The sequence below is a fragment of the Citrobacter sp. Cpo148 genome, from assembly GCF_030332375.1.
Taxonomy (GTDB): Bacteria; Pseudomonadota; Gammaproteobacteria; order Enterobacterales; family Enterobacteriaceae; genus Citrobacter; species Citrobacter portucalensis.
Window position 1 is genome coordinate 442,995 of sequence record NZ_JAOWHY010000046.1, and the last position, 14,736, is coordinate 457,730.

Genomic DNA, 14,736 nt, shown 5'->3' on the forward strand with positions numbered 1-14,736 from the left:
CCTCCGGGATCAGTGTCAGTTCTGAATGATCTCAACCGTATGGTTTTGTCCATCATCCTTCAGCGGTATTCTGTCATCAGGGAGGAGAACACCATCCAGCGTCACGCAATATTCTGCATCGCCGCGTGAAACACTAATCTGATAATGGCTTTCACCATATTGATATGCCATAGAAAAAGACGACCACTCATCCGGTAACCTGGCATGAACACTAAAGTCAGTGCCGGAACGTTTTATCCCCAGTAATTCCTCGGTAAGTAAACGCCAGGCCCAGCCTGCGGAACCGGTATACCAGCTCCACCCTGCACGTCCGGTATGGGGAGCGACGCTGTAGACATCAGCACTCATGACATAAGGCTCAGCTTTATAAATCCCGACAGAGTCCGCATTCAGGGTATGATTTATAGGGTTGAGCATTGACCAGAGTTGCCAGGCTCGTCCGGCATTCCCCATTCGGGCAAAGGCCATCACTGCCCAGATGGCGCCATGCGTATACTGCCCTCCGTTTTCCCGCACGCCGGGCAGGTACCCCTGTATGTAGCCCGGATTTGGACCGTGTCCGTCGAAAGGAGGCGTTAACAGTTTGATCAGCCCTCCTTCGTTATCCACAAGGTGCTTATCCAGCGCCTGCATGGCCTTTGCGCACCGTCCCGGGCTCGCGGCGCCGGACAATACAGACCAGCTCTGCGCAATCGCATCAATCCGGCAGTCCTGTGAGGTTTTCGATCCCAGGGGAGTACCATCGTCAAAATACCCGCGCCGGTACCATTCCCCATCCCAGGCGTGGGCTTCGAGATTACTTTGCAGGCGCAGAGCCTGTGAACGGCACATCGCGGCGACGCTTTCATCCAGCCTGCGCTCCGCCAGCGCTGCAAACCGCTGCAAAATGTCGTACAGGAAGAAGCCCAGCCAGACGCTTTCACCTTTGCCTTCGATACCCACCCGGTTCATCCCGTCATTCCAGTCACCAGCCCCCATCAGCGGCAGGCCATGCTCCCCGAAGCGAAGTCCATAGTGAATAGCTTTGACGCAGTGTAACCAGAATGTCTCTTCGGTGCCGCTGATGACCGGCGTGTCATAGACAGACTCTTCACCAGGCTGAAGCGAGCGTCCCTCCAGATAAGGAATGCGTATTTCCAGTGCATCCATATCCCCCGTCGTTTCAACATAGTGGCAAACAGCAAGCGGCAGCCAAAGATAGTCATCGGAACAGCGGGTACGCACACCGTTGCCGTGAGGCGGGTGCCACCAGTGCTGCACATCCCCCTCGATAAACTGCCGTGATGCACAGAGTATTATCTGTTCACGCATCCGGTCCGGAGCAGCGTGGCTCAGAGCCAGCGTATCCTGCAGCTGATCGCGAAAACCAAATGCACCGCCAGACTGATAGTAGCCACTACGGGCCATAAGACGGCAGGCGACCGTCTGATACAACAGCCAGCCATTAACCAGTAAATTTACGGACGTGTCGGGGGTGTTAACTACGATTTTATCGAGAACATTGTGCCAGTGATTATGAATCCGGTTCAGCTCCTGGCGGACCGTATCCTCGTTCATGTAGCGGGCCAGCGTCTCCTGAGCACAAACATCATTCTCCTCTGCACCGAGGATAAAAATAAACGTCCTCTGGTCCCCGTCAATTAATGTAACCGCCGATTGCACCGCTCCGCAGGGATCCAGACCGGCCCCCGTCTTACCAGAAAGCTTTTGCAGTTTCATAGCCGAAGGGGCGTGAAGGGAACCATTACGGCCAATAAACTCCCGGCGGTCCCCTGTCAGAGAACAGTCATTACCGCTGACGGCAAAAAATGCAGTTCGGCCGCCACCATTATCACCATAAAAGTTATTCGCAAGTATCCCGCAGCCGCCGGGCGTTCTGGCCACATGTGTCACAATGTGAGGGGCTGAGCGCGTTCGTGTTTCTCCGAGCGTCCACTCTACATAGCCTGTGACGGAAAGTTGACGTGTCCGTCCCGAAGAGTTACTGAGCGTCAGGAGCACCAGTTTAACCGGATCTTCTTCAGCAACCAGGACCGTCAACTCGCTGTCTATACCACTCTCACGATGGGCAAAAACGCTGTAGCCAAAACCATGGCGGGTCAGGTAATCACCGTGTCCGCGAACAGGTAAAGCCGTCGGCGACCAGCACTCCCCGCTCTCTTCATCGCGCAGGTAAAATGCCTCGCCGCTGCGATCGCTCACCGGATCGTTCTCCCACGGCGTCAACCGGTATTCATGGGCATTCTCATACCAGGTATAGGCCTGCCCTGCCTCTGAGATCACACTGCCAAAACGAGAATTTGCCAGTATGTTCGACCAGGGAGCCGGTGTAAGCGCATTTTCCCGAAGGACGATCTGATACTCCCGCCCATCCTGAGAAAATCCACCGTATCCGTTGAAATGGCATAACTGACTGGTATCAGGGCTCCAGTCCGTATGTTGATTACGCTCGCGCACAGCACGCGGAATGAATGCCCTTGCCGGCGATTTCAGGGTATGAATACGCTGGTTAAGCTGCTCATTAATACCCCCTGCGCGGTCATCAAGATAAAGACAGGCCACGCTCATCAAAAGCAACTTATCCTCAGCGGAGAGATGCTCACCGTTGCGGACAAAAAGCCCGCCTTTTTTATCCAGCAGACTGGCTTCAGACCCGGCATAAATTAACTCCATAACCTGATTTTGTAATCCCTGCTGGTAGCCGCCGGGGCTGTTATTCAGGATAACTAAATCAACATCCAGCCCTTTCTGTCTCCAGTAACGGTGTGCCTGAATCAGTGTGGTCACTGAGGTGATACTTTCCTCGCTGGTTATACTCAGCAGCACTATCGGCAGATCCCCTGAAATTGCCCAGCCCCACAGTCCGGACTGGCCACGCCGGTTGCGGCCGATCGCCTGGCCTTCGGCGCGCAGCTCCTGGACAGGGTAAAGCACAGCGCTGGCGAGACTATTGAACAACGTGGCATCATCTTCACTGGCGTTCATCTGGCGCAATACCACCAGACTGTGAGACCAGGCCAGTTCAAAGACGCGATCGGCGATAGGGTAATCGCGATATTTCTCCAGCAACGCCAGGCTCTGCTGACGGGTCTCGCTGATGCCATAAATGATATCAATCGTAACCGGCTGCCCCGGCTGCAGAATAATGGCGTTGCGAATTGCCAGTATCGGATCCAGCACCGAGCCCGACGTGTTGCCTAGCATCCCTCCCGTCTCTATTGCCTGTGCATTCGCAGGGTTTCTGCCACGTCCAATAAACCTTGCCCTGTCCGTTTCAAACGACACGTTATGTCGGTTATCGCCGTGCACCACCATCATGTGAAACAGGCAAGGGCCCGGTTCATTCGGTGAGCGCGGGCGCCGGTGGCAAAGAATAGCGTCACGTTCAGGAGCCAGCTCAGTCTGAATAAACAAATTGCTGAATGCCGGGTGTGCCAGATCGCTGGCATCAGGTGCCAGTACCACTTCAGCATAGGTTGTCAGCTCCAGAGAGCGAGGCTTGCGACCACGATGAATCAGTGTGAGCCGTCGCAATTCAACATCATCCTCCGGAGAGATCACCACCTGAGTTTTGACGCTGAGTCCCCCTAAGCTGCGTCTGAATTCTGCCCCCGCATCGGTGAACAACACTTCCTCGTCTTGTCCGCTGGTGTAGCCTGTTGGTTGCCAGGTATTGCTCCACACATCTCCCGTCTGGGTATCGCGGATGTAGCAGAATGCTCCCCAGTTATCACGGGTGGTATCACTGCGCCAGCGCGTTAGTGCAATATCATTCCAGCGACTGTAACCGCCGCCGCCCGCGGTCAACATCAGATGATAATGGCCGTTGGACAGGAGTTGAATATCCGGGGCGGGGGTATCCACGCTATAGAAAATACGGGGTTCATAGCGAACGGGTTTGACCATGCCCTCATGAGATTCAAAATGACGGCGCGGACTGTACAGATCGACCGCATCCGGCACGCGCTCCTGTAACAGCAGACTCGCTGACCGGAATACCGTACTGGACATAAAGCGTTCAGTCATGGGGGCATCAAGCAGCACATGAGCCAGCGCCTGAAATGCCATACCCTGGTGATGCGCCATCCAGGACTGTACCACCGCATAGAGCTGACCGGTTGCAAGACGTGAGGGGGTATAGTCCAGCGCTTCATAAAAACCGTATTCTCCGCATGCACCATTTTTTTGCAGCCTGAACAGGTTCTCACAGGCTTTCTGCGGGGAAACCATCAGCGCCAGCAGCGTGGCGTAAGGAGCGACAACCATGTCATCGGCAAGCCCCCTGCGTAGACCGAGCCCCGGTACGCCAAATGCCTGATACTGATAATTATGCTGAACATCAAAAGCATGATAGCCAGACTCTGAAACACCCCATGGTACCCCGCGTTCTTTCCCCCAGTGAATCTGGCGCATAACCGCCGACTGACTCATTTCATCGAGCAGGCTGCCGGGCCAGGTGGGCATCACCAGATTCGGCATCAGATATTCAAACATCGATCCGCTCCATGACATCAGGGCAGTTTCATTATCAATCGTGGTAAACAATCGACCCAGCGCGTACCAGCTTTTAAGAGGCAGCTGATTAGTCGCAATGGCAAGAAAACTGGTCAGGCGGATTTCAGACGGCAGGAGATCGTAGTGGCTTTTGTCAGGCATATTGGTGTCACAGTTATAACCGACGCTGAGCAGACTGGTTGCTTCACTGTACAGAAAGGCGAAATCCATCCGGGCATGCTCATCCAGCCGCTGTTCCAGCTCGGTGATAATATTGAGTCGCATTCGGGCCTGCTCCGCCACTGACGCCGGAGGCGTTCCTGTACCGGTTAATGTCGGACGGGCAAGCTCGCTCAGCGTCGGCAGCGTCTGTTCATTCCAGGATGCAGGCAACCAGCCAAGCAACAGAGACCACTCATGGCAAAGCTGAACCAGTTGATGCTCCAGATGTCCAGCCCAGCGCATCTGAAGAGGAGATCCCTGATGACATGCGCTGGTCAGATGGTTGCACTGGGTGCGCATGCTTTTCAGTTCGCTGAAAAGCGCCTGCGGAGAGAGCGACACCGCGTTCAGGCAATGCTTGCGCAGCAGTCTCAGGCTGTCAGGTGGGTTCTTACCCCACTGTTTTTCCAGAATATCCAGCGTATCGTTCAGTCCTGCCAGTATCTGTTGGTTGCTTAAAACAGGCTGATGACGCATGGCGGACAGGCCTGCACGCAGGGTCAATAAATGCCCGGCCATATTGCCGCTGTCGACGCTGGAGATATAGCGTGGACTTAGGGGGGCCAGCGTACGGGTGTCATACCAGTTGTAGAGATGGCCCCGGTAGTGCTCCATTTTATCCATCGTGTCGAGCGTGAGCGACACGCGCCGGAGCACCTCTCCGCCGGGCAGGTAGCCAAAGTCCCATGCCGTCAGGTTAGCCATAAGTGAAAGACCAATATTGGTAGGAGAAGTTCGGTGTGCCACCGTCGGTTGTGGTATTTCCTGATAATTATCAGGCGGAAGCCAGTTCTCTTTTGCTGTGGCAAATGTTTCAAAAAAAGCCCAGATTTCACGGCTTGTCTGGCGTAACAGCTGTTTTTGTTCCTGATTAGGCGAAAAAACCTTACGCACGGGCTGGCGACTCAGCCAGCTCATCAGCAGCGGTGCCACACACCATACCAAACCGATCGGTAACGCAATCCCCAGCAGCTGTGGGGCAAATTGTCCGGTCAGTATTGTCAGCGCCACGCCACCGGCAACGTTCAGCCACATCGCCTGATAAAAACGTGCAACAGTGGGTCTGGCCTGACTGCTGTCCTGGCTGTGGCTGACCCACTGGCTGAGGTGACGCCTGCTTATCCCCAGTCGCCATAGCGTCACGGCGATCGCTTTCAGCGAATATCCGGCTTCGTGCGGCAGTATCGCAAAATTAAGGCTGATACCTGACAGACGCTTTAGCGCGCCCGCCCCCACCATTAACAGATGCGGCTTCACGCGGCGACGCAGAGGTTTATGCAGAAGGTCGTGGCTGATGCAGAGGATGGCTGGCAACAGCCATATCAGCAACAGTATGCCCAGCCAGTAAACCGGGTTGGGTACCCAAAGCAGAGCGAAGAACAGCAATATCAGTAAGGAGGGGGCGACCAGACTGCGACGTAGATTATCGAGTAATTTCCAGTAAGAAAGCGCGGTCAGCGGATTCCTGACCCGGGTTCCATCGGCTTTTCTGACGCGTGGTTTTAGCCAGTTAAGCAGTTGCCAGTCACCCCGGATCCAGCGTGAACGTCGTGCAACATCCGACAGATAATTATTAGGGTACTGTTCGTACAGTAACACCTCGCTCAGCAGACCCGAACGTGCATAGCATCCTTCAAGCAGATCGTGGCTGAGTACCAGATTTTCCGGGCAGATGTTGGTAGTGGCCTGCATAAAAATATCAACATCGTAAATCCCTTTGCCCACAAACGAGCCTTCCCCAAAGAGATCCTGATAAATATCCGAAGACATCATCGAATAAGGGTTATTGCCCGGTACGCTGCTGCGCAGGGCTGCGTAACGCCCCTGACCGTTGCGTGGTATCTCCTCCGCAAGACCGGGCTGTAAAATACCGAATCCTTTGACAACCCTCTGGCGTACCGGATCATACTCAGGCGTATTCAGCGGATGCGCCATCGTCGCGACGAGTTTGTGTGCCGTATCGCGCGGGAGCACCGTATCGCTGTCCAGGGTAATGACGTATTTTATGTGACCCGGTAAAAGGTGGGCAGGCATCTCTGCAACGCTGACGAATTGCGTTCCGGGATGGCGCAACCAGCTGTTCAGTAACGCCAGTTTTCCCCGCTTGCGTTCATAGCCCATCCACGCTCCTTCCGAGGGGTTCCATTCAGGCTGGCGATGTAACAGATAAAAACGTGGTCGGCCGGAGGGGTAGCGGCGATTAAGCGCCTGCGTATCGGCGATAGCCTGTCTGAGCAGCGCGTGACTTTCCGGCGAGGGTTCATTTTCAGAATCAGCAAAATCAGTGAGCAGCGCGAACCTGAGATTTTCGTTTTCATTCCCCAACCAGCAGACTTCAAGACTGGTGAGGAGCTGGCTGAAACTTTCGTGGCTGGTCAACATGCAGGGAATGACTAACATGGTGGCACTGTCAGCGGGAATACCGGCTGAAAAATCCATCCCCGGTAAGGGTCGAGGAACGCGAAAACGGGTGGTTGCATCACTGAGCAAATCGCTCATTAACTGAGTTAATGCGATAATCAGAGGTAATATCACCGCGATCAATAGCCAGTCTGCGCCCTGCATGGCGGTTTCGTGCAATATTGCTGCGGTCGCTGCGGTTGTCAGCAACGCCAGGCTTCCAAGCCATGACAGCAGGGTTATTCTGTTGAAACTGTGCCGCAAGCGTATGAGCCTTGAGGCGTCTGCCAGGAGATGAATATCCAGCGCCTGTCGACCTTCGCCCGCAAGATAATAACCAACATGATGTTCCGGTGTATCGGGCGCTTTTTCCTCTGAAAGCGCCAGCACCTTCTCAGCAACCTCAGGCTCGCTGAGACCGCTGTCCCTGGCCAGAACCTCAACTACGTGCCGGTAATGATCCCGGGTATTGAAGTGCATCCGGGGATAGATGCCGGCAGGATCATTGCGTAATGCCTGTTCGACAACGCTTATCGTTTCGGCGAAATCAGCCCAGTCCGTTTCACTCAATAAACGCAGGCCCGCGATGCTGTTACTGACGGACAGCTGGCTGGCGGCAAGCTGCTGATTGAAACTATGTATGAGAACGTCAGTGGTGATCCCCTGTTCCCGAAGGCACTGATCAACCCAGGTCAGAGGTAACGACAGCGCGTTGCCATGCCCCTGCAGGCGCCGCACCAGCTCTGCGACAAACGCACTGGTTAACGGAGGTCGGGAGCGTGCCATATCGGCAACCACCATGATTAAATCACCAGGCGCACTCTCTGCGCATTCGACAATCCTTGTTATCCACGTATCAGCAAGGTTTCTGTCCTGCTGCGCTTTTATCACTTCCATACTGATACGACGAAGATTTTCAATCAGCGCAAGGCGCAGCATTCCCGGTAACGCCCAGACTTCACCCAGCGTCAGCGGCGTCACCTGTTGATAGGCAGTGAGATAGCTGGTCAGGCTGGCGGCATCCCAGCGGCCATCGCCGTGAGCAATGGCCTCTGATGCAATATGATAAATTCGTGGGCAATTCAACGGCGATACAAGCGACGGAAGACCTTTGCCAAAGCTTTTCGGCAGATGCTGGCGGACAGTGCGGATTTGTTCCTCAATCAGATAATAATTGTCCAGCAGCCATTCACCGGCGGGCATGATACTGGTCTTTTTACCCGCGTTAAGCTCATAGCAGTTTTGGGTAATGACGGCCTCATTGTCGCCAAGCCGTTTCAGAAGATAATAAGGATGCCTATCCGGTGATACTTTATGAGTTCGCGCCAGCTTCTGGCCGTAGCGTTCCATCTGGACGGTCGAAAAGAGTTCTGACCGCGGCGAGCTTTCACCGGCAGGATCGTTCGCCGAAAACGTTATGTTTTCGGCAGCATTCTTCGGAATACGGGAGCGGTTAAACCACGCTCTGGGGATCATTTTCATAGCATTGCTCTGATGCAACGTTAGCGCGCAGGAGCAGTTGCGAAATCAGTTCAGAAACGTTCTCTCAGGATGGGCGTCAGGCATCAGGGATTTAACAGCTGCCGGAATCTAACATAAGTATAGGACATGAGCTCTGTTCTGCGGTTTTGGTCGAGCTAGCGTCGGGAGATAAACAGAGCCTTACATCCGGGGCAAAGCATGGTCTGGTTGAGCCGGATTTTTGACAACGGTTGTACTGATTTTAAGCCACAAACAGGACAGGCAGCAGTGGCAGTAGACGCACTGCTGAAGAATTTCATTGCGTAATTGATAACAGACATAACCATTAACCTTTCAATGAATGAGCTTCACCGTACCACATATGGTTAAGTTTTAATCTATCTATTTTGACACACTGAAAATCAGGAAAGATAAATGTTCGCAGCCACAGGCCCCCTGAGACCGTTTATCCGGCAAAATTCTATGCGCCTTCCAGGGATGAGTAATTCTGATTCGCGGGAGTTAACGGCTGAAATGTGAAGCAGAACGTCTTTTCTTCCATCAGATGGGATGATGAGGCCTTTACCACTAAGAATATCAAAGCTTTTGACAATTCCTGTCATTTTATGGGACAAGTCAATTCCTTATTGAAAACACGTAAAGACTATACATTGAAAATGGCATTCAGCCACTTTTATTTTCCCTACAGGACCTCTGGACGGCTAAAAGATAATTTGCTTATATCGATTCCCTGTGCCTTAATGAATCCCATCAGTTCGATGTACTAATGAAAGTTAGAAATTTTCCGGGCAGTTCTCATTACCAGGCGCTATCGTTGATATCCCCTCTTTTGAGTCCATATGTTTAATCCTATACGTTTACTATCAATACAATCATGTATAACGGAGTCAGTATGACCTCTAGAATTATGGGCCTGGTTAAATGGTTTAACGAAGACAAAGGTTTTGGCTTCATCTCTCCTCTTGATGGCAGCAAAGATATCTTTGTCCATTTGTCTGCACTTGATGGCGACAACTTTAAAACTTTATTTGAAGGTCAGAAAGTTGAATTCGCCATTCACCGCGGAGACAAGGGTCCTGCTGCTGCAAACGTAACACTTTGCGATAAATAAATCATTGTGGGTCTGCGATAACTATAAAGGATTATTCCTGAGTAGACAGATCCATAACTTAAATCAGATGAAAGTCGTTTATTCATAATATCTGATCAGCATATTTTTCAAAATTATGAGTATGCTAACCGATGTGATGAAGTGCAGTACTACTGCATAAAAAGTCTAAAAGCACAAACTAACCACATGTTAAATAAGAAGTGCGTAATGGCTTTGACCTTAATGGCATCTGCCAGTTAATATCCACGAGAGAACAGGGTAATAGAATATGATTAAAGTCCTTGTTTTCTTTAATGCTGAATCCTGTAAAGTCATGACCGTTCTGGAAGGTATATCCTCTATCAGGCAGGAATATCCAAACGGTGAAGAAACACATCTTCGGATTATGTCTGCAGGTTTTCCTTCCTTAACTGGCGATCATGGTATTGTTTACGTGGCTACTGACAGGGAGTTAACGTCACAGGAGATACTTGATGCGGCCAGGAAATATTTATAGCATTTTTGTCATGCTCTCTGCTCCACGTTTAATTGCATGCTTACCCTATTTATCAGAATCGAACAAAAATGAGTTGAAAACATTTATGGCCTGCTAACAGCAGGCTTTTTTTTTACATTACACTTTTTTAGAAACACCTCTATAAAGAAAAAGTAATTCGCTACCTTCTGACAAAATGCAGGTGTCTCTCCCCTGCGTGCCATCTTGCCATTTGTGAAAAACCTTGCTAAGTGGCGGCGCTGTCTCTCCTCATTTTAAATCTCATCAGGTGTGACTGAAGCAATAAGTTATGAGGATATAAAAAGGCTCTCCGGATGACTCCTGGCATCATAGTTTTAAGTACCTTCAAAAACGCATGGACATTTCGTAGGAGTTGTAATTTAGTTCTTACACATTCTTCTTAATTTTTTCTTGCGACAAGAGATTTATATAAGTAGTCTAAACCTCGTTAATAACAATATGTCCCAATCGCATTAAAATGCTCAGTAAGAAAAATCGGGTCGATGAGCAACCGTCGACATTGGTATTTGCTGAACAACGAAAAAACTTTAAAAGGTCTCTTTATGTCAGATGCTCTAACACAGTTAAACAATATCCGTACCTTACGTTCTCAGACTCGTGAAATGTCATTAGATGTACTGGAAGATGTTCTGGAAAAGTTTAAAATTATTCTTATAGAACGACGAGAAGAAGAGACATTACGTCTTGCAAATGAAAGTCAGCGCCGCGATAAACTGGAAACACTTCGTCAGATGATGCTTGATGAGGGTATCGACCCCTCCGAACTTTTAGCTGCTATTGGCTCTCCGGGTAAGGCTAAAAGGACGCGCTCCCCCCGCCCCGCGAAGTATCGATATACTGACGAAACTGGAGAGTCAAAAACATGGTCAGGTCAGGGGCGAATGCCGAAGCGGATCTCAAATCTGATTGCTGAAGGTGGGGAATTAAAAGATTTTGAAATCAGCTAAAAAGAGCCGGGTAAAACCCGGCTCTTTTTTGTAAATGCCGCAAGTTGCCTTAGAGAATAGTCGAGAAACATTTAGTTCCGTCGATGTAGCCGAGGCCTGTTTAAAATCACAGCGCTGCTTAAGGGAGAAACCGGTTATCTTGCAGATCGCTACAGCGAGTGAAAAGAGAGCCATCAGGAGCTTTCATTCCGAGTCAATCAGGACAAAAAATAACGTATGTTCTTCGTGAATCCATACTGCATGAGCTTAACAACGTCTGCCATTGGCACTAAGCGGACATCTTTTAGTTCTGCCCTGCAGAAGTCCGTTTACGTGTTAATCTAAAATCCCAAGTAATTTCAGATAGATATCATCTCTGTGAATCCCCCGCCTTCCTGACTGGAACGCGGGGTTTTTAATTTTTCACGCTGAGACTACTGTATGAATAAACCTGATGGCCTTCAGGCCTTTGAACAACCGCTTGCGTCGCTTCCGTACACGCTTCGCCAGCTTATTCTTGAACGTATCCAGAACCTGACTCACTACGAGCCGGTGATTGGCATCATGGGCAAAAGTGGTGCTGGTAAATCCTCTCTCTGCAACGAACTTTTCCGGGGCGAGGTGTCCCCGGTGAGTGACGTGAACGCCTGTACTCGCGACGTACTGCGCTTCCGGCTGCGCAGCGGTTGTCACAGTCTGGTGATTGTCGATTTACCGGGTGTAGGTGAAAGCGGGCGACGGGATCATGAATACCGGGCCCTGTACCGTCGAATCCTGCCGGAGCTGGATCTGGTGCTGTGGCTCATTAAGGCCGATGATAGGGCACTGACCGTGGACGAGCAGTTCTGGCACGGCGTAATGCAACCTTACAGGCAAAAGGTACAGTTTGTGATTAACCAGTCCGACAAAATCGAACCCTGTCATGAATGGGATACCCTCACCAGCAAACCTTCACCGCACCAACTGGGAAATCTTAAAGCAAAGCAGGCTGCGATTATGGCGATGTTTAAACCGTATCATCCGGTCTGTGTGGTGTCAGCCAGCACTGGCTGGGGTATTGAGGAGATGGTGGCAACCATGATGCGCTGTCTGCCTGACCGCGCCACCAGCCCGGTAGCGACACAACTGCACGGGAGACTCTGCACAGAGCCGGTAAAGTCGCAGGCCCGTAACAATTTCGGTGAAGCTGTGGGCCGGGTTTTCGATACCGCAGAATCATCTTCGTTCATGCCTGCATCGCTGAAAACGGTGATTCGTAGCGTGCGTGATGCGGTGGTGTCGGTCGCACGGGCCGTCTGGGACTGGATATTCTTCTGATATCGCAATTTTCTCTGCGAATGATGAACTGGTTGTTAATGATGTGTTGATTGTGGACACGTCCTTTCCACTGCGTTTTATCATCAATTAAATCAGGCGAAGCATCATTATCTGTCAGACGAGCGCCTACAAGGCTGGACTGCTCATAAAAAATAGTTCCGATGTTGTCCATACCCTGTCCACTCCTTCCTTTAAAGTAATCATTATTAATTCATAGAGTTAACTTCTCAGGAGAAATCTTTCATGACGCTTCAGGAGCGGCGACATGACCGGCTTGCCGTCAGGTTGTCGTTGATTATCAGCCGCCTGGTGTCCGGTGAAACTCTGTTTATTCGCAAGCTGGCAACTGAATTCGGGGTGTCAGAGCGCACGTTACGTCGTGACTTTCGGGAACGTCTGATGTATCTCGACCTGGATTATTACCAGGGGCAGTGCAGTCTGCGCTCAGATATTCACAGTACGCGGCAGGAAATAGATATTCTGACCTTTGCTCACCGCACGGGGCTGGCCGGGGTTTTCCCGGGCTTTGACCGGCGACTGGTCAGCAGCCTGCTGGACTGTGATGATCGACCCTGTCTGGTATGGCATCAGGACAGACCTCATCCCCCGGCAGGAAAACTCTGCTTCTACAGGCTGGTCAGAGCTATTTCGGGATGTCAGCGCATCACCATTCTGACTGAAGGGGAGCGTCATGAGGCCGTTGCACCTTACCGGCTAATCGCCCTGGATGGTTACTGGTATCTGGTCGCTGAACATAACAGGCAATTACGTGTCTTCCGGCTGGATGAGATTCATCTGGTAAGGCCATCCCGGGAAACATTTATTCGCAGTGAGCTTCTCTATCAGCTGTCGGAAGATAAACATTTTATCTCTGCCTTACCTCATTTCCATTTTATTCAGCAGTCGCTGAATTCATTTTCTCCATCAGAAAGTCGGGGGCAATCCGGACACACTGATTAGAGATAGTCTCCATAATTGAATGTAAGGTTAATCTAATGAAAAAATTGAAATTATTTTCTTTACTGCCAGTCATGTTGTTCCCCCTGCTTATCGCAGGTAATTCTCACGCAGCACGTCCTTATAGCGGGTTCCTGCCTGCGGCAGTGAATAATAAGAGTGGGAATATATTCTGGTGTGATGCCCACCGACAGGTCAGAAAACTGTGTACAGCGACGGAAGTGGATTCAATGGGATGGTTTATTGTTGTTCGCTCGAAACCTTCCAGAGATTGTCCGGGTGGCATATGGGGGTGGATCACTCCCAGTAAAGATGATGTGGCAACAGGGTATACCATTACGCCAGGTAAAGAATTCAATCTGACCATGAAGGATATGTGCAGTCCCGATATGAACGTAACGTTCCGCCCGAATAAAAAGGACCCTCGTTATGACGATCTCGTCGGGATTTATGCCGGGAAAGAAGCGTTTCGCTACAAACAAATAAAATAACCCAACTATTTATTCATTTCTTTATTGTTTTGCACAACAAAAGCTTTATTACATGATTTTAGGACAACATTATGCGACTGCCTTACGTAATAGTTACATTAGCTATGCTGGCTTCTGTATCAACAGCACAGGCTATTCCCAATATGTGGACGAGTGGTTTTGGGATGGGCGTGACCGAATATATCATTACCAGCCCGGATAAGGTGGTGTTTAATCTGAACTGTACTGGCAATCCGGATGCGCAGAATATTCTGCAACACGGTGTTGATCTCACCCTGCCTGATGGGACATCAATAAGCTCTCATGACGACGGGACAGAAATAACGGTAGTCATGGATAGCAGCCAGTATCCGTTACCTTCATCCCTCGGCTGGCGAAATGGTGATAATGCCTGGGTGTCATTTATTGACGCGCTGGGTCAGTCGTCCAATTTCGATGTTTACGTCAACAATAATAAAGTTGGCTCCTTCAGTCCGGGGCTGAAGAATACGCAAAAAGAGCTGTCTGACCTCAGTGAATGCCGGACCACACACTACAGCGATTAGTTACTTACATTTCAGACCTCTCCACCCCACAACATACCAACACCAGATAGCAACAGGCCATGCTCCTTCGGGAACATGGCCTTTTTGTTTTTAATTCATTATCAGATAAGGAGTTAGCTATGCGATTAGCCAGCCGCTTTGGTCGTATAAACCAGATACGCCGTGACCGGCCTCTGACCCATGAAGAGCTGATGAGTCATGTACCCAGCGTGTTCGGGAGTGACAAGCATGAATCTCGTTCAGACCGTTATACCTACATCCCGACCATCACCAT

Annotated in this window: 10 protein-coding genes and 2 pseudogenes; 9 read left to right on the top strand and 3 right to left on the bottom strand. The window is 50.7% G+C overall.

Features of this window, described 5'->3' with window-relative positions; all coding sequences use genetic code 11:
* Positions 1-15: 15 nt before the first annotated feature.
* The 3 genes from OGY10_RS17045 to cspF all read right to left on the bottom strand — a co-directional run bounded on the left by OGY10_RS17045 (position 16) and on the right by cspF (position 9,212).
* Positions 16-8,598, bottom strand: coding sequence for a GH36-type glycosyl hydrolase domain-containing protein (locus OGY10_RS17045; protein WP_196351518.1), 8,583 nt, complete (start codon positions 8,596-8,598; stop codon positions 16-18).
* 155 nt (positions 8,599-8,753) lie between these two features.
* A complete protein-coding gene (locus OGY10_RS17050; RefSeq protein WP_305955329.1) occupies positions 8,754-8,924 on the bottom strand; it encodes a YnfU family zinc-binding protein in 171 nt (56 codons plus the stop codon).
* Between the two features lie 75 nt (positions 8,925-8,999).
* Positions 9,000-9,212, bottom strand: a complete 213-nt coding sequence (gene cspF, locus OGY10_RS17055; RefSeq protein WP_071601025.1) for a cold shock-like protein CspF — start codon at positions 9,210-9,212, stop codon at positions 9,000-9,002.
* 278 nt (positions 9,213-9,490) lie between these two features.
* Between cspF and OGY10_RS17060 the strand changes: the two genes are divergently transcribed.
* From OGY10_RS17060 to OGY10_RS17100, 9 genes and pseudogenes are all read left to right on the top strand, one after another.
* Positions 9,491-9,709, top strand: coding sequence for a cold shock domain-containing protein (locus OGY10_RS17060; RefSeq protein WP_000203924.1), 219 nt, complete (start codon positions 9,491-9,493; stop codon positions 9,707-9,709).
* Between the two features lie 268 nt (positions 9,710-9,977).
* Positions 9,978-10,205: a hypothetical protein gene (locus OGY10_RS17065; RefSeq protein ID WP_010434226.1), complete on the top strand. Its 228-nt coding sequence runs from the start codon at positions 9,978-9,980 to the stop codon at positions 10,203-10,205.
* A 563-nt stretch (positions 10,206-10,768) separates the two neighbouring features.
* Positions 10,769-11,173, top strand: coding sequence for an H-NS family histone-like protein (locus tag OGY10_RS17070; RefSeq protein ID WP_024274587.1), 405 nt, complete (start codon positions 10,769-10,771; stop codon positions 11,171-11,173).
* A gap of 52 nt (positions 11,174-11,225) precedes the next feature.
* A pseudogene (locus OGY10_RS17075) lies at positions 11,226-11,335 on the top strand (arsenical resistance protein ArsH); the annotation flags it as partial.
* 258 nt (positions 11,336-11,593) lie between these two features.
* Positions 11,594-12,469 (top strand): GTPase family protein, encoded by an 876-nt coding sequence (locus OGY10_RS17080; protein ID WP_023303014.1) that lies wholly within the window; start codon positions 11,594-11,596, stop codon positions 12,467-12,469.
* A gap of 243 nt (positions 12,470-12,712) precedes the next feature.
* Positions 12,713-13,429 (top strand): helix-turn-helix transcriptional regulator, encoded by a 717-nt coding sequence (locus tag OGY10_RS17085; RefSeq protein ID WP_072420580.1) that lies wholly within the window; start codon positions 12,713-12,715, stop codon positions 13,427-13,429.
* A 35-nt stretch (positions 13,430-13,464) separates the two neighbouring features.
* Positions 13,465-13,917, top strand: coding sequence for a hypothetical protein (locus OGY10_RS17090; RefSeq protein ID WP_072420579.1), 453 nt, complete (start codon positions 13,465-13,467; stop codon positions 13,915-13,917).
* 71 nt (positions 13,918-13,988) lie between these two features.
* On the top strand, positions 13,989-14,462 hold the full coding sequence (locus tag OGY10_RS17095; protein ID WP_096002207.1) for a YfjT/YkfB family phage-associated protein: 474 nt from the start codon (positions 13,989-13,991) through the stop codon (positions 14,460-14,462).
* Positions 14,463-14,581: 119 nt separating this feature from the next.
* A pseudogene (locus OGY10_RS17100) lies at positions 14,582-14,736 on the top strand (DUF932 domain-containing protein); the annotation flags it as partial.